General features: G+C 48.7%; 18 protein-coding genes. 9 read left to right on the top strand and 9 right to left on the bottom strand.

What is annotated here, in order from left to right; genetic code table 11:
* Positions 1-472 precede the first annotated feature (472 nt).
* The gene (locus tag FC20_RS04775) at positions 473-964 is read right to left on the bottom strand and encodes a GtrA family protein (protein WP_008462715.1); all 492 of its coding nucleotides are present in this window, start codon (positions 962-964) and stop codon (positions 473-475) included.
* The gene (locus tag FC20_RS04770) at positions 957-1,403 is read right to left on the bottom strand and encodes a flavodoxin (RefSeq protein WP_008462713.1); all 447 of its coding nucleotides are present in this window, start codon (positions 1,401-1,403) and stop codon (positions 957-959) included. Before FC20_RS04770 ends, FC20_RS04775 begins: the two co-directional genes overlap by 8 nt.
* A 149-nt stretch (positions 1,404-1,552) precedes the next feature.
* Between FC20_RS04770 and map the strand changes: the two genes are divergently transcribed.
* The 3 genes from map (at position 1,553) to galU (ending at position 4,326) form a co-directional block, all read left to right on the top strand.
* Positions 1,553-2,380 (top strand): type I methionyl aminopeptidase, encoded by an 828-nt coding sequence (map, locus tag FC20_RS04765; protein WP_008462712.1) that lies wholly within the window; start codon positions 1,553-1,555, stop codon positions 2,378-2,380.
* A gap of 4 nt (positions 2,381-2,384) precedes the next feature.
* Positions 2,385-3,311: a YihY/virulence factor BrkB family protein gene (locus tag FC20_RS04760; protein WP_008462710.1), complete on the top strand. Its 927-nt coding sequence runs from the start codon at positions 2,385-2,387 to the stop codon at positions 3,309-3,311.
* Between the two features lie 100 nt (positions 3,312-3,411).
* Positions 3,412-4,326, top strand: coding sequence for a UTP--glucose-1-phosphate uridylyltransferase GalU (galU, locus tag FC20_RS04755; protein WP_008462709.1), 915 nt, complete (start codon positions 3,412-3,414; stop codon positions 4,324-4,326).
* Positions 4,327-4,370: 44 nt separating this feature from the next.
* Here galU and FC20_RS04750 read toward each other — a convergent pair whose 3' ends face one another.
* On the bottom strand, positions 4,371-4,652 hold the full coding sequence (locus FC20_RS04750) for a hypothetical protein (protein WP_008462708.1): 282 nt from the start codon (positions 4,650-4,652) through the stop codon (positions 4,371-4,373).
* Between the two features lie 144 nt (positions 4,653-4,796).
* Between FC20_RS04750 and FC20_RS04745 the strand changes: the two genes are divergently transcribed.
* Positions 4,797-5,774 carry an alpha/beta hydrolase gene (locus FC20_RS04745; protein WP_008462698.1) on the top strand — a complete coding sequence of 326 codons (978 nt, stop codon included), beginning with the start codon at positions 4,797-4,799 and terminating at the stop codon, positions 5,772-5,774.
* 375 nt (positions 5,775-6,149) lie between these two features.
* Here FC20_RS04745 and rlmD read toward each other — a convergent pair whose 3' ends face one another.
* Positions 6,150-7,598 carry a 23S rRNA (uracil(1939)-C(5))-methyltransferase RlmD gene (gene rlmD / locus FC20_RS04740; RefSeq protein ID WP_008462696.1) on the bottom strand — a complete coding sequence of 483 codons (1,449 nt, stop codon included), beginning with the start codon at positions 7,596-7,598 and terminating at the stop codon, positions 6,150-6,152.
* A 200-nt stretch (positions 7,599-7,798) separates the two neighbouring features.
* Between rlmD and recX the strand changes: the two genes are divergently transcribed.
* Positions 7,799-8,611 carry a recombination regulator RecX gene (gene recX, locus FC20_RS04735; protein WP_008462695.1) on the top strand — a complete coding sequence of 271 codons (813 nt, stop codon included), beginning with the start codon at positions 7,799-7,801 and terminating at the stop codon, positions 8,609-8,611.
* Positions 8,612-8,648: 37 nt separating this feature from the next.
* The gene (locus FC20_RS04730) at positions 8,649-9,113 is read left to right on the top strand and encodes a hypothetical protein (protein ID WP_008462694.1); all 465 of its coding nucleotides are present in this window, start codon (positions 8,649-8,651) and stop codon (positions 9,111-9,113) included.
* A 49-nt stretch (positions 9,114-9,162) separates the two neighbouring features.
* On the opposite strand, the gene FC20_RS04725 is transcribed toward FC20_RS04730, so the two are convergent.
* On the bottom strand, positions 9,163-9,636 hold the full coding sequence (locus FC20_RS04725) for a hypothetical protein (protein ID WP_008462692.1): 474 nt from the start codon (positions 9,634-9,636) through the stop codon (positions 9,163-9,165).
* Positions 9,637-9,733: 97 nt separating this feature from the next.
* Here FC20_RS04725 and FC20_RS04720 point away from each other — a divergent pair, with 97 nt between their 5' ends.
* Both FC20_RS04720 and FC20_RS04715 read left to right on the top strand, forming a co-directional pair.
* The gene (locus FC20_RS04720) at positions 9,734-10,597 is read left to right on the top strand and encodes a hemolysin family protein (RefSeq protein WP_008462689.1); all 864 of its coding nucleotides are present in this window, start codon (positions 9,734-9,736) and stop codon (positions 10,595-10,597) included.
* Positions 10,597-12,168, top strand: coding sequence for a peptide chain release factor 3 (locus tag FC20_RS04715; protein ID WP_008462687.1), 1,572 nt, complete (start codon positions 10,597-10,599; stop codon positions 12,166-12,168). Before FC20_RS04720 ends, FC20_RS04715 begins: the two co-directional genes overlap by 1 nt.
* Positions 12,169-12,317: 149 nt before the next feature.
* Here FC20_RS04715 and FC20_RS04710 read toward each other — a convergent pair whose 3' ends face one another.
* From FC20_RS04710 to FC20_RS04695, 4 genes are all read right to left on the bottom strand, one after another.
* Positions 12,318-12,515: a hypothetical protein gene (locus FC20_RS04710; RefSeq protein WP_008462686.1), complete on the bottom strand. Its 198-nt coding sequence runs from the start codon at positions 12,513-12,515 to the stop codon at positions 12,318-12,320.
* A 12-nt stretch (positions 12,516-12,527) separates the two neighbouring features.
* Complete coding sequence (locus tag FC20_RS04705; RefSeq protein WP_056945327.1) at positions 12,528-14,189, bottom strand: multicopper oxidase family protein; 1,662 nt, start codon at positions 14,187-14,189, stop codon at positions 12,528-12,530.
* 236 nt (positions 14,190-14,425) lie between these two features.
* A complete protein-coding gene (locus FC20_RS04700) occupies positions 14,426-14,704 on the bottom strand; it encodes a DUF1827 family protein (RefSeq protein WP_008463759.1) in 279 nt (92 codons plus the stop codon).
* Positions 14,705-14,853: 149 nt separating this feature from the next.
* Positions 14,854-17,079, bottom strand: a complete 2,226-nt coding sequence (locus FC20_RS04695) for an ATP-dependent Clp protease ATP-binding subunit (protein WP_008463758.1) — start codon at positions 17,077-17,079, stop codon at positions 14,854-14,856.
* A 167-nt stretch (positions 17,080-17,246) separates the two neighbouring features.
* Here FC20_RS04695 and FC20_RS04690 point away from each other — a divergent pair, with 167 nt between their 5' ends.
* Entirely contained in the window at positions 17,247-17,447 is a 201-nt protein-coding gene (locus FC20_RS04690) for a hypothetical protein (RefSeq protein ID WP_008463757.1), read from the top strand.
* The last annotated feature ends 51 nt before the right edge of the window (positions 17,448-17,498 follow it).

The raw sequence follows: 17,498 nt of genomic DNA, 5'->3' as shown, positions 1-17,498 counted from the left end.
AAAAATTGGAAAAATGGGTCTGGTTGAGTCAACTTGGGGGCGAAAAACGTCAAAAACGAGTCCGGTTGAGTCAACTTGGGGGCGAAAAACGTCAAAAACGAGTCCGGTTGAGTCAACTTGGGGGCGGGATGCACACAGATTGACTCAAGTAAACAAGGATATGACACAAAATTTACTCAACTACACGCCTTTTTGGAAAAAGTGCGCACACAATCATACTCAAGTAAGCAAAACTGTGGCCCAAAATTTACTCAACTGGCAGCAGGTCGGGGCGAGTTGAGTAAGATCGTGTGCGGCTTTTTTCTTACTTGAGTAACTTTGTGAGCAGCCATTTCGTTAGTTGACATAGTTTTTGTGCGCGGACTGGTACCGGTTGAGTAAGTTTATGAGCAGCTACAACATCAGTTGACTCATTTTTGTGCAAAAAAGGGTTGCATACCCGCGCTGCCGCACCCAACTAAAAAACACCGAATCATTTCGATTCGGTGTTTTTCTTTAGCCGGTCATGTACGCGCTTCATTATGCTGCGCTCCTGTTTTTCAAAGACTGACTTGGTCGTCAGATAGTTAAAGATCCCAACCAGCACCTGGTCGATAATCTTGACAATCAAGGCATCCCAGTGCAGTAGCGACAGCCCGACCCACATGATCAGGGTGTCGGGGATCAAGCTGATGATCCGGTAGGTAAAAAAGCTGGCTAGCTTTTGCCAGATATTGTGGTCATGGTCGACATTGCTGGTGAACACGGCCTTGTGGTTGAACCAGAAGGAGGCCAGGTTCGAGATGATAAAGGCCACCGTGTTATCGATGACCAAAACCGTGTGCAAGACGTCATGCATGAACATGAAGACCACGGTATTGATTAAAGCGGCAACGAAGCCGAAGAACATGTAGACCCAGAGGTTTCTGTGTCTTTTAAAAATCTTCCGGCCCAGCGCTCGTCTTCTTTTCGTAGAATTATCCATTTAATTTGTTTGCTAGTTCCTCAGCAGCTTGGTCAATGCGATCGATATCTTCATCAGTTGGGGCATTTTCAACCGTCAAAGGAGCGATTAGTTCCTTGGCTCCGCAAGCCAGGAAGGCCTTCTCAAAGTCGAAGACGTTTTCGCAGTAGTGTTCCTTGTAAGTCTTGTCCCCAGACCCCATCACGGCAAAGTACTTGCCGCTTAAGTCCAGCTGCTTGAGCTGCTCATAAAAGTCGACCAGCTCATCGGTCATGGCGCCTTCCCCGTAGGTGTAGGTTACCAAAACGCAGAGGTCGCTGTCTAAGTAGTCGCTAGCGTCGGTAAAGCTGACGTCAGACGTATCAACGTCCAAGCCGGCATCTAGCAAGTCCTCTTCCAGGATTTCAGCCATATCTTCATCATTGCCGGTCATGCTGGCAAAAACGATTTTCGCTCTCATGAATGTTCTCCCCTAAAAAAATTTACTAGAACATTATACACGATTTCCCGAAACTTGGCGAATCAATTGCGCTCGCGTCTTTAGGATTTAGGGAAAAACGGTTATAATTGGTAAGTAAGTAAAATTCATTACGAAAGGAAAAAATTAAATTGATTACCATTAAATCAGTTCGTGAATTAAAAGGTATGCAAGCTTCAGGTCACTTATTGGCCACCATGTTTGAAGGCTTGCGCGACGTGATTAAGCCAGGCATCTCCACCTGGGACATTGAAGAATTTTGCCAAGAATTTGTTTCTAGCCGGGGCGGTCGTCTGTCAGAACAAGGCTTTGAAGGCTACAAGTACGGCACCTGCATTTCCGTTAACGATGAAATTGCCCACAACATCCCTCGCAAGAACGTCTTCTTAAAAGAAGGCGACCTGGTTAAGGTTGACGTGACCTGCAACTTGAACGGCTATGAATCAGACTCCTGCACCACTTATGGCGTTGGCAAGATTTCTGAAGAAGACCAGCACTTGATGGACGTAACCAAGAAGGCCATGTACCTGGGGATCGACCAAGCCGTTTTGGGCAACCGGATCGGCGACATCGGCGCTGCTATTCAGCACTATGTTGAAGATGAAGAAGGCTACGGCGACGTTCGGGAACTGATCGGCCACGGCATCCAGCCATCCATCCACGAAGACCCAGAAGTGCCTCACTGGGGCAAGGCGGGACACGGCCTGCGCTTAAGAGAAGGCATGACCATCACGGTTGAACCAATGGTCGAAGCAGGGGGCGATTGGCACATTTTGCAAAAGACCGTTGACGATCCAAACGACGACTGGGTCTTCTACGCAACGCCAGATGGCTCTAAGTCCGCCCAATTTGAACACACCTTTGCCATCACCAAGGACGGTCCAAAAATCTTCACCTTGCAAGAACCATACGATGGTCTAGAGAAGTACATCCCACACTTTGACGAAATGGATGACTAAGTAAATGAGGGGAAAAATTGAAAAAGGACAAAGGCACGTAGCCGAGTTCTTTAAAACCCTGTCAGCCGTCATTTCACAGGGGGAAATTTTTCAAAGCTCCATCGTCATTGCCTACTACATCCTGTTTTCAATTTTTCCAATCATCATTATTATCGGGAATGTCTTGCCGCTGTTTAAGATTGACACGGCCCCGATTGCCGAGTACCTGACCTTGATGCTGCCAAGCGACGTGACCCACTACGTGATCCCTATCGTCGAAACCCTGCTTAAGTCCCAATCGACTGGCTACATTTCCTTCGGTGTGATCGTGGCGGTTTGGTCCATGTCCAGCATGGTCAATGCCATCCGCGTCGCCATGAACCGCCTTTACGGGGTGCACAATACGGAGCTAAAACTGGGCTTTTGGCACTTTATCTGGAACCGGACCCTGACCGTGGTCTTCAGCGCCTTGATGGTGACCATGTTTATCGCCTTGGCCCTGGTCTTGATGTTTGGGCAGGATCTCTTGAACATGGTCAGACCCTTTTTGAAATTTTCAACGGCCTGGATCGACCAGCTCTTCAGCTACCGCTGGCTGGTTTTATTGGTCTTAATGTTGATCAGCGTGATGTATCTTAACTGGATCGTGCCCAATGTCCGCTTTAAAAAGGCAATCTTGCCGGGGACGATTACGACGGTGGCCGGCTGGGAAGCCTTATCCTACCTGTTTTCCTTCTATTTAAAAAATTTCCCGGTCACTTGGGAAAATTATGGAATCGTTGGGACTTTTATCATTTTTATGCTTTGGTTAAACCTCTTGGCGATTTTGCTCTTGGTAGGAACCGCTGTCAACGTCACGATCGACCAGCTCAGGTATGGCAAGACAACCTATTCTAGCGGGCCTTTGGCCGAATATCTGGCTAAAAAGCGCAATGGCAAATTTTTGCCATAAAGAAAAAAGTCTAGAATAGGGACTTAGAATATGTTATTATACAAATGCATTGTATAAGGCTTTCATTTTTGCCGAAATTAAGAAAAGAGGATGTAAATCAATGAAAGTAAGAAAAGCGATTATCCCAGCTGCTGGCTTGGGGACGAGATTTTTGCCAGCAACCAAGGCTATGCCTAAGGAAATGCTGCCAATCGTCGACAAGCCAACCATTCAATTCATCGTTGAAGAAGCCATGGCTTCCGGCATTGAAGACATTTTGATCATCACTGGCCGGAGCAAGCGGTCAATCGAAGACCACTTCGACTCAAACCCAGAATTGGAAGACAACTTGACCGAAAAGCACAAGGATGCGCTTCTCAAGTTAGTTCGCGAAACCACGGTTTCCAACATGAAGGTTAACCTGTACTTCACCCGTCAACCACACCCAGCAGGTCTTGGGGATGCCGTTAACCGGGCTAAGAGCTTTATCGCCGGCGAGCCATTCGTAGTTATGCTGGGCGATGACTTGATGAAGGACAAGGTGCCTTTGACCAAGCAATTGATCGACTGCTACGATGAAACCCACGCTTCAACCATCGCAGTTATGAAGGTGCCTCACGAAGAAGTTAACAAGTATGGTGTCATTGACCCAGCTGGGGAAACTGCACCAGACCTGTACAACGTTAACACCTTCGTAGAAAAGCCAGACATTGACAAGGCTCCATCAGACCTGGCCATCATCGGCCGCTACCTGTTGACGCCAGAAATTTTTGACATGCTGGACAAGCAAAAGCCAGGTGCTGGCGGCGAAATCCAACTGACTGACGCCATCGACGCCTTGAACAAGACTCAGCGCGTCTTCGCCCATGAATTCAAGGGTGAGCGCTTTGACGTCGGCAACAAGGAAGGCTACATGGAAACGTCCATCCAATACGGCTTGGAACACCCAGAAACCAAGGATGAACTGCGCAAGTACATCATTGAACTTGGCAAGAAGCTGGAAGCTGAAGGCAAGAAGGCTGCTCCTAAGAAGTAATTCTAGCTAATTAAAAAACTCCGAATCACTGATTCGGAGTTTTTCTATTTACACAAAAGCCGCCCCTTGGCCGCCTGGATCTGGACCCCGTAGATCGGGACTTCTTGGCCGTCTGCTAAAAAGCGGAGAGGGATGTCCTGGCTGCCCCTTCCTAGGAGCCTTTTTAAATGGCCCAGGGTGAGGGGCTTGTGGCCGGTTGTCAGTTGGCAGGATTCCCGCGCTAGGGTCACCTTGCTGAGGGGAATTTCTTGGTCGCCAGCGGCTAAAAAGAGGGCGTTTCTGTCGTCCAGGTTGGTTAAAAGCTGCATGAAGTCAGTCAGCTGCATGGTGGTCTCCTTTCTTTTTTGAGTTTTTATATTTAAAAAGTTAAGATTTTCTAAAGATTCTTTTATTTCCTATACGCGTATAGAATTCAATAGCTTTTTCCTGTGCTAAACTATGCAAGTTAAATTTCGTAAAGGAGAAAGCTCTTGGCTAAAGGAAATAATTCAGGAAAAAAGTTCAATAAAAAGCGGGTCATCAAGTGGGTCACGGGAATCGCGGTCTTCTTAGTTCTCGTCTTTATAGGGGCGGGCTGCTACTTTTTCAACATGGCCATCGTGCCGGGGCAAAAGTCCTTCGTGTCAAACGGGACCGTTGCCATCAAGAAGTCCGATCCTCTCTACAAGGAAAAGATGTGGTACAAGAGGGTTAAGAAGCAGACCTGGACTGAGACCTCTGCTAAGAATAATTATCGCCTGGTTGCCAATTATCTTCCAGCCAAAAAGACCAAAAAGACCGTCATTATCCTGCACGGCTACATGTCCAACAAGGAAAACATGGGGGCCTACGCCCAGCTGTTTCACTCTTTAGGCTACAATGTCCTTTTGCCTGATGCCGAAGGGCACGGACAAAGCCAGGGCAAGTACGTGGGCTATGGCTGGCTGGAAAAGGCTGACGTGAAAAAGTGTGCCCAGCAGGTTGTAAGGAAAAATGGCAAGAGCAGCCAGATCGTGATCTTCGGCGTGTCCATGGGCGGGGCCACGACCATGATGACGGCGGGGCTGAAACTGCCGAGCCAGGTCAAGGCCTTTATCGAGGACTGCGGCTATACCAGTGCCAAAAACGAAATTGAGCATGAAGCCAAGGTCCTCTACAATATGCCGGCCTTCCCGCGTTTTCCGCTGGTGGAAATCTTGAGCGGGATCACCAAGTTAAAAGCTGGCTACTTTTTAGGCGAGGCCTCTAGTAGGAGCCAATTAAAGAAAAACACCAAGCCCATGCTCTTCATCCACGGCAGCAAGGATACCTTTGTCCCAACCTCCATGGTGTATAAAAATTACCGAGCTACGAATGGGCCTAAGCAGCTCTTGATCGTCAAAGGCGCCGTCCACGCCAAGTCGATCGAGAAGAATCATCAGCTTTATAGCAAAACCGTCCGTAAATTTTTAGCCAAATACGTCAAATAAGCGCTTGCAAGCGTTTCCAGGTGGTGCTATACTAGAAATTGTGGAAGAGGTAGAAAACAACTGAACAGAAGTTTTTATCTCCAGATTGTAATTATTATTCGCTGTCTCTCTTACTGAGACCGTAAAAGGCTTGAGGTTCTGAGCCAAGCGGCGGGCCGTTTTAAGTAGTTCATACGCTAGCACGTAAAACTCAAACAGGCTTTTGTTAATAAACATCTATCGGGCCTAGTCCTTGGCTATTCTTAAAATTGAATATCGTGACTATTAATTTGATGAGCTACCTCATCCACTTGGAAGGCTGCCAAAGGCGCAGCTTAAAGGCGAGAAGATTTGATCTTCTCGCCTTTTCTAATGGATTAGAATTTTCACAAAAAGCTACTTGCGTAAAGTCAACTTGGCAATGCACTCGCAACGCGGCGTTTGCGGCAGCATGTCGACGTTTTCGATGACGCGGACGTCGTAGGCTTCAGTTAAGAGCACTAAGTCCTGAGCCAAAGTGGATGGATTGCAGGAGATGTAGACGAAGCTTTCTGGCTTTACGTCTAACAGGGTCTTGATCAAGGACTTGGCCAAACCGGTTCTTGGCGGGTCTACGATCAGGGCATCGATCTTAACGCCGTCATTTTTCAGCTGCGGCAAGACGCGTTCAACGCTGCCTTGCAGGTAGCTGGCGTTATTCAGGTGGTTGAGGGAGACGTTGTTTTGGGCATCAACCACGGCTTCTGGGATGCTTTCGATCCCGATGACCTGCTTGACTTGGTCGGCGGCCAAGATCCCCAAGGTGCCGACGCCGGCATAGGCATCGATCAGGGTCATGTCTGGCGTTAAGGTCAAAAGCTTCAAGGCTTCTGAATACAGGGTCGCCGTTTGGACTGGATTCAGCTGGAAGAAGGCACGAGGACTCAAGCCAAACTTCTTGCCCATGATTTCTTCGGTGATCTGCTTTTTGCCCAAAAGCTTAGTGGTCTTGTTGCCCCAGACTTGTGGGTTCTGCCAGTCAGTTTCGTTTTGGAAGACGGAAACGACATGGTCCAGTTCAAAAATGGCATCCGCCAGCTTGAGCAGGTTTTCCAGCTTGTGGCCAACCGTGATCAGGGTTACCTGGATTTCCTTAGTGGCTTCAGACTGGCGGACAACCACGGTCTTGACCCCGTCGAACTTGCGCCGGCGGTTAGCAACGGGCACGTGCAGGCGGATGATCAGGTCGCGGATGGCCCGTTCGACCTTTTGGGTGTCCTCATTTTGGGTTGGCATCTCTGGCAGGTCGATCAATTCGTGAGAATTTGGGGCGTAAAGGCCCAAGGAAACCTTGTGGTTTTCCTTTTCGATCTGGTAAGAAGCCTTGTTGCGGTAGTGCCATTCACTTGGCGCTGGGATAGTCTTTTTCACCTTGTAGTTCTTGTAGCCCCGTGGGTGGTACTTTTCTAAGGCTGACAAAACATTGTCGCGCTTAAATTCCAGCTGGCCTTCATAACTCAGGTGAGCCAGTTCCAGCCCGCCAATTCTGGGGTCAACGCCTTTAGGGAAAGGTACTCTTTGAAGGCTAGCTTCTTTCACCCGGACCAGTTCACCTTCTAAGTATTGCGGGTGGTCGGTCACGATCTTGGCCACAACCACTTCGCCTGGCAAGGCGCCTGGGATGAAGATGATCTTGCGCTTGTAGTAGCCGATCCCTTCACCGTTGATGCCCAAGCGCTTGATGGTGATGATGACGTGCTTGTCGCCGTCGTCAAAGCGCTTGTTAGGTCTTTGTTGCTTGCCCCGATTAGGCCGCTTAAAGTTTTTAGAGCCCTGAGGCTTTCTAAAGTTGGTCTTTTTTTGCATGATAATTCTTTCTACAATAAACTCTAGCCAAAAATGCTAGCTAATAATGTTGACATCATATTATACCGACCTTTTGGGAAAAATAGCAAGATTTTCGCAAGGAAGTTGGCAATTTGCTAAGATAAAGGGGGACTGGATAGATAAAAAGAAATCGAAATACGATTGATGATCAAAAGAAAAACGAAAGTAAGGAGAAAAGGATGCCAATTATCACTAAAGTTAGTGCACAAAAGCGGCCAGGGCGGTACAATATTTTTTTGGACCAGGCATATGCCTTTTCAGTTGGTGAAAGAACCCTGGCTGAATTTGCCCTCTTTAAGGGTAAAGAAGTGGATGACGCCTTAAGAGCAGAAATTGAGGCCTTTGAAGCCAGCGCCCAGGCCCGGGACCTGGCAGCCAAGTATCTGTCCTACCAGCCCCGGACGGAAAAAGAAATTACAGATTACCTAATCAAGCGCGAGGTTGCGCCGGCTGCCGCTCAAAAAGCGACCAAGGAATTAAAGGACCTGGGCTACCTGGACGACCGGGTTTACGCGCAGCTTTTTGTCAAAAATAACCTGCAAGTGGGCAATTCTGGCCCTAAGGGCGTCAGCCGGGACCTGGCGAAAAAGGGCGTTGACCCCGTCATTATCGATGAAGCCATTAGCGAAGTCGACCAAGAGGCCTGGCTGGAAGTGGGCAAAAGACTGGTCAAGTCCCTCATGAACCAGCAGGGCAAGATCGCTAACCGGGAAGTCGTCACCAAGATGAAGGTCAAGCTGGTCAGCCACGGCTTTACTAGCGACCTGGCAGAAGCCATTGTCCAAGACTTTGACCTGGCTAGCCAAGATGCCCAGCAAGAGGCCCTGGCCAAGCAAGGGATCAAGGCTTATAAACGCTTTAGACGCTATGACGAGGCCACCCGCCGGCAGAAGATGCGGCAGTATCTCTATAGCCACGGCTTTAGCGGCGATGAAATCACGGCTTTTTTAAATGGCGAAATCGTGCCGTTAGAAGAGCTGGAAGAATATTGATTTGATAATAACTAGAAAAAACAGAAAGAAGATCACGATGGAAAAAGAAATCGCAGAATTAACCTTTATTGGCAAGGCTTACCCAGACAGCCTGATGGACGCTAACGCCAGCTTTGCTGGGTCCAACCAGGAACTGGAAAACGACCAAGTCTTCCAGGACTTTTTGGCAGAGCAGGGGTTAACTGACCAAAGAGCCTCCTTGATCGTCTTTGGGCCAGAAGACTTCATGTACTGGTACGGAGTGGTGACTGACCAAGACGTCGACCAGCCAAGCGGCCTGCTTAAGTTCCGCCTGCCAAGCGCCCGCGTGTTTGAAGCAGAAGAACAAACTAATGCGGCTTACTTTGACCTGCCCCTCAATTTTGAATTGCCGAAGTTTTTGGATGAAGCCGGAGACTTAGGCGCCAAGTTCCAAGCAGGCTTAGCTGACAGTCCTAATCCTTACATCCTGCGCCAGCTTGACTTAGGCAGCAAAAAACTGACCAAGAGTCTTTACCTCTAGGTCAGTTGGTAGATTGTATTGATAATTTTTTCAATCTTAATCGAAAAAGCTATTGCTGCTCTTTCTTCAGTTCGGCATCAATAGACAAATTGTCGTATTCGATGTAGGCTCCAAGGCAAGTCGAGATGAACATGATGAGGAGCACAAAGCCTGTTGACGTGCCGACGATCCAGTCAAGAGGCAAGAGCCAGCGGATGAAGATCGTCGCCAGGGTGCAGAGCACCAGGTCCAAGAAGAAGTTGGCGATTTCTAAGACTGGCCGTCTTCTGATGCTGAAAAAGCGCAAAAGCTGCTGCAAAAAGCTGTCATAAATGTCGCCGGCTAACAAATTAAGGGGCCGCTGGACCGTGGCCTTGATGGCCAGCATGATGATGGCGCCGGTCAAAGCCCCGACGAGCGTTCTGAAGGGATCGCTGGAGTGCAGGACTAAGGCGTTATAGCCAATCCCGATAATAGCCAGGCTGCAGATGTAGGGAATTAAGAGCAGGAAGACGAAGACTAGCATGATCCGTCTCATTTTCATGGGAAAACACCTCTTTCTATGGGGTATTTTATCATAAATGGGGCGGCCTTATGCTATAATAAATTTATTTAGATTTCACGAAAGAGAGTTAACGACAATGACCAGCGACCCTGCGACAGGCAACTTATTTGACAAATTGCGGAGCCATTTTGCTAATAACACTGAAGGCGGCAAGGAAGAACTCCAAGCCGAAATTGACCGTCTCCATGCGGACAAATATTTAACGGATACGGAATACTCCATGATTGAGGGCAGCATGGCCTTTCACGACAAGGTGGCCCGGGAAGTCATGGTGCCTAGAACCGACGCCTTCATGATCGACATTGAAGACGATCTGAGCGAAAACCTGGACGACATCCTGCGCCAGCCTTATTCCCGGATTCCGGTTTATAAGCAAGACAAGGACAAGATCGTTGGCGTCATCCACATTCGGACTATCTTGAGAGAGGCTAGACGGGTGGGCTTTGATCACCTGACCTATGATCGCCTGATTTCTGCGCCACTGTTTGCCCCAGAAACCATTGAGCTGGACGACTTGCTGGTGCAGATGCAGACCAGCCAGCAGCAGATCGCCATCTTGACCGACGAATACGGCGGGGTGACGGGGCTAGCCACCATCGAAGACCTGATCGAAGAAATCGTCGGCGACATCGATGATGAGGTCGACAAGGCCGAGGTTTTGGTGCGGCAGTTAACTGACCGGGAATTCGTGATCTACGGCAAGATGCCGCTAGATGACTTTAATGAGCGCTTTGGCACGGACATCGAAATGGAAGACGTCGACACGGTGGCGGGCTACATGATCACCAAGTTAGGCGTGATCCCGAGCCGGGGCGAGCACTTAGAGGTGCCGCTAGACAACGGCATGGTTTTGTCAACTAGAAGGATGCGGGGGTCAAGACTGTTAACGATCCTCTTGACATTGCCTGAAGAAACAAGCGAGGAAGAAACGGAAGAATAATGAACAAAGAATTAGCTGATAAGGTAAAGACGAGAAGAACTTTTGCGATTATTTCCCACCCCGACGCCGGTAAGACGACGATTACGGAACAACTTTTGCTCCTCGGTGGGGTTATCCGGAGCGCCGGGACGGTTAAGGCCCGGAAGACTGGCAACTACGCCACTAGTGACTGGATGGAAATCGAAAAAAAGCGTGGTATCTCAGTTACTTCATCCGTGATGCAATTTGAATATGAAGGCAAGCGGATCAACATCTTGGACACCCCAGGTCACCAGGACTTCTCAGAAGACACCTACCGGACCTTGATGGCCGTTGACGCCGCCGTCATGGTCATCGACTCGGCCCGCGGTATCGAACCGCAGACCAAGAAGCTCTTCAAGGTTGTCCGCCAAAGAGGGATTCCAGTCTTCACCTTCATGAACAAGCTGGACCGGGATGGCCGGGAACCCCTTGACTTAGTTGCGGAACTGGAAGATGTCTTGGGCATCGAAGGCGTGGCCATGAACTGGCCAATCGGCATGGGGCAAACCATGAGAGGCCTTTACGACATTGCCAACCAGCGAATCGAGCTCTACCACCCAGAAGAAGGGGAGGACAAGTTTATTCCCCTGGTAGATGGTAAGGTGCCAGAAGACAACCCAATGGCCCAAGACCCGCAATACCAAGACACCTTGGGCGAAATCGAGCTGCTAGAAGGGGCCGGGGCGGAATTTGACAAGGAAGCCGTTTTAGCCGGTGAACAAACCCCAGTCTTCTTTGGCTCAGCCTTGACCAACTTTGGGGTCGAAACCTTCTTGAAGAGCTTCGTTGACTTAGCGCCGGCACCAAGCGATCACACCGTTAACGGGGATGAAGACCTGGCACCAGATGATGACGAATTCTCTGGCTTTGTCTTCAAGATCCAGGCTAACATGAACCCCCAGCACCGGGACCGGATTGCCTTTGTCCGGGTCTGCAGCGGGGAATTTAGCAGAGGGCTTGACGTTACCTTGGCCAGAACTGGTAAGCCAGTCCGTTTGAACAATGCCGTTGAATTTGAATCCAGTTCTAGAGTCCAAGTTTCTGAAGCCGTTGCCGGCGACATCGTCGGGCTCTACGACACGGGCAACTTCCAAATTGGCGACAGCATCTACGCCGGCAAGCGCAAGCTGGAATTCCCAGCCCTGCCAGAATTTACCCCAGAACTCTTCATGCGGGTTTCTCCAAAGAACGTCATGAAGCAAAAGTCCTTCCATAAGGGGATGAACCAGCTGGTGCAAGAAGGTGCCGTGCAGCTTTACCGCAACTACCAAACCGACGACTACATCTTGGGTGCGGTTGGGCAATTGCAGTTTGAAGTCTTCCAGTACCGGATGAAGAACGAATACAATTCTGAAGTTGAAATGACCTCGATCGGTCACCGGGTAGCCCGCTGGATCAAGCCAGAGGATCTAGATCCGAAGATGTCTTCCAGCCGGAACCTCTTGGTTAAGGACCGGTTTGGCAACCCACTCTTCCTCTTTGAAAATGCCTTTGCTGAACGCTGGTTCCATGACAAGTACCCAGACGTGACTTTGACGGAAAAGCTGTAAAAGCGAATATGGAATAATTCAAAAAATACAAGCAAGAAAAAGATCTCAGCTACTTAGCTGAGATCTTTTTTGATATCGATCACATATTGTGATGATAATTTATGTCTTAATGTTTAAACATTGGTAGAGTTTGATTTTAAGTTGCAAGTCTAGCAGTTCATTTCTGAAGCTGACTTAGGATTCTTCTTTTGGATGAAGTAGTAGACCAGGTCAACGATTGACTGGGCAAACATGGTCCCGGCCATAAAGTACATGGCTATCATCATTTGGTTGGTAAAGGTGTAGTAGAAAGTCAGGGCATAGAGGATGACCCACAAAACTTTCAAGAAGAGGTTGTTGTTCATCATGATGGGTACCTCCTAGTGGCTAGCGCCAGAACTGCTGTCAACATGGCCGTGTTCAGCACTTTCATGGCCGCGGTGACCATGTGAAGCAGCGCTAACGGCTTCAACCAAGCGGCGGCTTTGTTCTGCTTCTGCCTTATGGAAGGCGCAGCCCATGTCCATTTCTTCTACGTCCATCCCTGGCATGAAGACTTCGCCTGGTTCAACGCCCATTTCGCTAGCAAAGGCGTTGGTGATGGTTTCCATGTCCATCAGCTTGTATTCCTTGTCTGGGTCTTTTGGATCAACGATCTTGATTTGGGCCATCATCCCGGCATCTTCGTGTTCGATGATGTGGCAGTGGTACATGAAGACGCCAGGGTTTTGGAAGTAGACCTTGAGGCGGACGGTTTCACCAGGCCCAACTTCCACCGTGTCCTTGTAGACGTTGATTTCGTTAGGGTTTGGCTTTTGGCCATTTCTTGACACTACCAAGAAGTGGGCGCCGTGGATGTGGAAGGGGTGAAGCATCCCGGCAGCTGAAGAGTTGGTGTTGGTGATGTCCCAGTATTCAACTGAGTTCAGTTCTTGCTCCATGTCGATTCTTTCCATGGAGAAGCGCAGGCCATTGATCTTGTCGTGGTCGTCCATGGTGACGTGGCGAACCGGCATATCTGGGTTTACGTCTGGATCCTCTGGCGTAAAGATGTTAAAAGGCAGTTCCTTATCGTCTGCATCAGTGTGAGCAAATTCATGGATGCGGAATTCCACCAGCTTGAAGTCGTCGGTGTAAAGGGCAACAGTGTCGCCTGGCTTAAAGTCCTTGAAGTCAACGATGACTTGCTGTCTTTCGCCTGGCCCGATGAGCAGCTTTTTAACATCGATCGGGTGTCTCAAGAAGGAATCATCGCCGCCGATTTGGGTCATGGTGAGGTCATGCTCAAAGTGCAGGCGCCATTCCCGGCGGTCAGACCCGCCTAAAAATAGCAGGCGGACTTTTCTAGTTGTGACGTCGACAAAAGGCTTCACAGCCCCGTTGATCAGCGGCACTTCGCCAAAGACGCCCATTGGGTCGTAGTCTTGCCGGTAGTCCAGTTGGTTGTCGTGGAAGGTCCGGTCCTGGAGGATGATTGGAAATTCATCAACGCCGTAGTTCTTAGGAATTGGAAGTCTAGCTTCGTTGTCGTCAGTAACCACAACCCCCATAGCTAGGCCCATCCAGACCTGCATGGCCGTTGATGGGCATGGGTGGGCGTGAAGCCAGGTTAAGGCAGCTGGCTGCTTGACCGTAAACTCAATATCCTTTTCTTCGCCTGGGTAAACAGGGGCGTGGCAGCCGCCGTCAGTGATCGGGCCTGGCACTTCCATGCCGTGCCAGTGGAAGGAAGTCAAAACTGGCAGGCTGTTTTTCAAATGGACGTGGACGCGCTGGCCAGTCTTGACCACCATGGTTTGGCCGAGCAGCGGTGCATTGTAGCCCCAAGTCGTGGTCTTTTTGCCTGGCAAGATTTGGCTTTCGCCGACTTGAGCCTCAATGGTGTAGTAGATATCGTTGCCTTCAAGCTTGTCTGGCTTTAAAACTGGCGGAACCGGTAATGGAGCAGCTTCTACGCCTTCCGGGATGCTGAGGGGCTTGTAGCCCATGTGTTCCTTATCAAAATCGTGTTCAGAATAAAAGTAGTTTTCATAAACTGTCATCGTTATTCCTCCTTTTTTAACCGACAGTTTGCGTTACTTGTTAAGCGCTTTCCAGTGCTTGCAGTTATTATAGAATTCCCAACTAATCAGAAAATTGACATAGATCAATTTTTGGGATTTTTTCTATAAAAAAATAGGTGAAATGCAAATTTACCAAAAAATCCGGTAAAATTTGGCAAAAATAAAAAGAGCCATGAGGCTCTTTACGTTACTTGATAAAGTTGTTACTTGTTTTCTTACTTGTCAACGTGGATTTCGACAACGTGACGGGTCTGGTCGACCGTCAATTGGTAGCTGCCCCGGTCAGGAATCAGGCGTTTAATCACAAATTCAAGTTCTTCTTCACGGACCTTGCGGTGGTGATTTTCTAAAACGATACCGATGGCAATCGGACTTTCGGTGTAAACGACAGTGGTATTTCCTAAAGAGTAGACTTTAACGTAGTTGACGGCGGTCGTGTTCAACTGGCTGTGAACCAAATCAGCGTAACTATTGGTAACATCAATTAAGTGCATAAAACTTCACCCTTTTCTATTTGTCTCTAATATTCCTCTCAATTTCATTATAACGCATTGAGTAAAAAAACAAGGCTTCTTTTTGCAAGAAGTCTTGTTTTTTCTATTTTCTTTAAAATTTAGATAGAAATTAAATTTTAGCTAAAAAACTAATTTTCACTAGTGCTGGTTTGTTCCACTGGCAGGGCAGGAGCAGCTTCAGAAATCACGATTTCTTGGTCCTTGACGTCAGCTACTAAGTTCTTGGCCTCGGTGTGGTCCAGCTTGTAGTCAGCCACCTTGTCTTCGATTTCTTCTTGGATGATCCGGCGAAGTGGCCGAGCGCCCATTTCTGGGTCGTAGCCTTCATCAACCAATTTTTCCTTAGCAGCGTCTGAAACTTCAATGTGGAGGCCTTGGTCAGCGACCATAGAGTTGGTCTTAGCCAGCATCAAGGAAACGATCTGCAAGAGATTTTCCTTGGTGAGTGGGTGGAACTGGATGATGTCGTCAAACCGGTTCAAAAATTCTGGCTTGAAGTATTGGCTCATTACCTTGCGGGTTTCTTCAGCTTCGTTGTGGCTATTTTCAGCAGCAAAGCCGACGCTCGCCGTCTTGATCCCTTGACCGGCGTTTGAGGTCATGATGATGATTGTGTCCTTGAAGGAAACGGTCCGGCCTTGCGAGTCAGTCAAGCGGCCATCATCCATGATTTGGAGGAAGAGGTTCAAAACGTCTGGGTGGGCCTTTTCCACTTCGTCCAAGAGGATCAGGCTGTATGGGTTGTGGCGAACGCGCTCAGTTAATTGACCAGCTTCTTCGTAGCCGACATAGCCAGGAGCAGACCCAATCAATTTTGATACTGAGTATTGTTCCATGAATTCTGACATGTCAAAGCGGATCATGGCGTCTTCTGAGCCAAACATCTTGAGGGCCAACTGCTTAGCCAATTCGGTCTTGCCGACCCCGGTTGGGCCAACGAAGAGGAAGGAGCCGATTGGCCGGCCAGACTTGTTAAAGCCGATCCGGTTTCTGCGAATAGCCCGGGCAACTTTTTCAACTGCTTCGTCTTGACCAATAACCTTGGCTTTCAGGTCGTCAGCCAGGTTGATCAATTGGTTTTCTTCTTGAGCCTGGATGTCGCCAACTGGGATGTTGGTCTTTTCTTCGACGATCTTGTCCATGACCTTGGCCGTGATGGTTGGGGTCTTGTCCGGATCAACGTTTTGGTCCTTCAGCTTTTCGTATTTTTCGATTTGGTCGCGATAGTAGGCTGCCTTTTCGTAGTCTTCGTTCTTTAAGGCATCCTGCTTCAGCTTTTCAGCAGCATCGATTCTCTCTTGCACCTTGGCCTTGTCGATATATGGAATGGTCAGGTTCATTCTGGAGCCAGCTTCGTCTAGCAGGTCGATGGCCTTGTCTGGCAAAAAGCGGTCCTGGATGTAGCGGGCTGAAAGCTTAACGGCGGCTTCGATGGCATCATCGGTGTAGTGAACGTGGTGGTAGTCTTCGTAGCGCTTTTGGATCCCCTTCAAGATCTTGATCGTTTCGTCAATGCTTGGTTCTTTAACTTCAACTGGTTGGAAGCGGCGAGCCAAGGCAGAGTCCTTTTCGATTTCGCGGAATTCCTTGATGGTCGTCGCGCCGACTAATTGCAGCTCGCCCCGGGCCAAGGCTGGCTTGATGATATTCCCTGCGTCCATCCCGCCTTCAGAATTGCCGGCGCCTACGATTTCGTGGATTTCGTCAATGAAGAGGATGATGTCGGGCTGGGTCTGCAGTTCTTTGATCAGCTGCTGCATTCTTTGCTCAAATTGTCCTCTGATCCCGGTCCCTTGGACCATGGAAACCATATTTAAGGAGATAATGCGTTTGTTTTGCAGCTTGGCTGGAACAGAGCCATCAACGATGTCTTGGGCCAAGCCTTCAACGACCGCAGTCTTACCAACCCCGGCTTCCCCAATCAAGACTGGGTTGTTCTTAGTCCGCCGGTTCAAGATTTCGATGACGCGAGCGATTTCCTTGTCCCGGCCAATAACGGGGTCAATCTTGCCCTTTTTAGCGAGGGCGGTTAAGTCGGTGCCGTATTGGGCTAAGAGGGATTGCCCGCCCTGGCCACCTTGGCCGCCTTGCCCGCCGCCAAAGTAGTTAGGGTTATTAGGATTGTTTGGATTGTTAGGATTATTGCCGTTATTGTTGCCGGCGCCTCCGCGATTTAAGGCATTGAATAAATCGTCGAAGTCGCCAAAAAAGTTATCGTTATTCATTTGATTACCTTGCTGATTCCTTAGTTCTTGATAGCATTGCTGGCACAGATCGATTTCTCGGTTTTCGCCATTGACTTTGGTGTAGAGGTGGATCGAAGCTGGCCGCTCATGGCAGTTTTGACACAACATTTTTATACCGCCTTTCATCTTATCTATGGTTAGATTATAGGATTAGCACTCGAATAAATCAAGTGCTAAGTCTCGGAAAAAGCGTTTTTTCTTTTAAAAAGTAAGTGAGACTTTTTCCTTACTAAAAAAGAAAAAATTGCGCTAAAATATTGGGCAGGAGGGACTTTATGGACTACATCAAGATTTTAGATCAGTTGGTTTCTGGAGAGCTGGCTGAATATCGGGTTGACCCCCAAGCCGACCGCGACGCTGCCTTTGGCTTCCAGCAGGCCTTGAGAAATTACGGCAAGAGCAAGAAAATCACTGGCAGAGCCGATCGAGGCGGGGTTGTCGTCTACACCTCGATCGATAATAAGCGGCCGTATTGATGAAAACATTTACAAATTAAGTGTCAATAACTTGGGATAATGTCCCGAAAA

Source organism: Lactobacillus equicursoris DSM 19284 = JCM 14600 = CIP 110162 (genome assembly GCF_001434815.1).
Classification (GTDB): domain Bacteria; phylum Bacillota; class Bacilli; order Lactobacillales; family Lactobacillaceae; genus Lactobacillus; species Lactobacillus equicursoris.
This window is presented reverse-complemented; position numbering and strand designations above follow the sequence as displayed.

Excerpts from the sequence above, each read along its gene's own strand:
- FC20_RS04770 (WP_008462713.1), bottom strand. The coding sequence starts at position 1,403 with ATGAGAGCGAAAATCGTTTTTGCCAGCATGACCGGCAATGATGAAGAT.
- rlmD (WP_008462696.1), bottom strand. The coding sequence starts at position 7,598 with ATGCAAAAAAAGACCAACTTTAGAAAGCCTCAGGGCTCTAAAAACTTT.
- FC20_RS04710 (WP_008462686.1), bottom strand. The coding sequence starts at position 12,515 with ATGATGAACAACAACCTCTTCTTGAAAGTTTTGTGGGTCATCCTCTAT.
- FC20_RS04725 (WP_008462692.1), bottom strand. The coding sequence starts at position 9,636 with ATGAAAATGAGACGGATCATGCTAGTCTTCGTCTTCCTGCTCTTAATT.
- FC20_RS04775 (WP_008462715.1), bottom strand. The coding sequence starts at position 964 with ATGGATAATTCTACGAAAAGAAGACGAGCGCTGGGCCGGAAGATTTTT.
- FC20_RS04730 (WP_008462694.1), top strand. The coding sequence starts at position 8,649 with ATGGAAAAAGAAATCGCAGAATTAACCTTTATTGGCAAGGCTTACCCA.
- FC20_RS04720 (WP_008462689.1), top strand. The coding sequence starts at position 9,734 with ATGACCAGCGACCCTGCGACAGGCAACTTATTTGACAAATTGCGGAGC.
- FC20_RS04715 (WP_008462687.1), top strand. The coding sequence starts at position 10,597 with ATGAACAAAGAATTAGCTGATAAGGTAAAGACGAGAAGAACTTTTGCG.
- FC20_RS04695 (WP_008463758.1), bottom strand. The coding sequence starts at position 17,079 with ATGTTGTGTCAAAACTGCCATGAGCGGCCAGCTTCGATCCACCTCTAC.
- FC20_RS04705 (WP_056945327.1), bottom strand. The coding sequence starts at position 14,189 with ATGACAGTTTATGAAAACTACTTTTATTCTGAACACGATTTTGATAAG.
- FC20_RS04700 (WP_008463759.1), bottom strand. The coding sequence starts at position 14,704 with ATGCACTTAATTGATGTTACCAATAGTTACGCTGATTTGGTTCACAGC.
- FC20_RS04750 (WP_008462708.1), bottom strand. The coding sequence starts at position 4,652 with ATGCAGCTGACTGACTTCATGCAGCTTTTAACCAACCTGGACGACAGA.
- recX (WP_008462695.1), top strand. The coding sequence starts at position 7,799 with ATGCCAATTATCACTAAAGTTAGTGCACAAAAGCGGCCAGGGCGGTAC.
- galU (WP_008462709.1), top strand. The coding sequence starts at position 3,412 with ATGAAAGTAAGAAAAGCGATTATCCCAGCTGCTGGCTTGGGGACGAGA.
- FC20_RS04760 (WP_008462710.1), top strand. The coding sequence starts at position 2,385 with ATGAGGGGAAAAATTGAAAAAGGACAAAGGCACGTAGCCGAGTTCTTT.
- FC20_RS04690 (WP_008463757.1), top strand. The coding sequence starts at position 17,247 with ATGGACTACATCAAGATTTTAGATCAGTTGGTTTCTGGAGAGCTGGCT.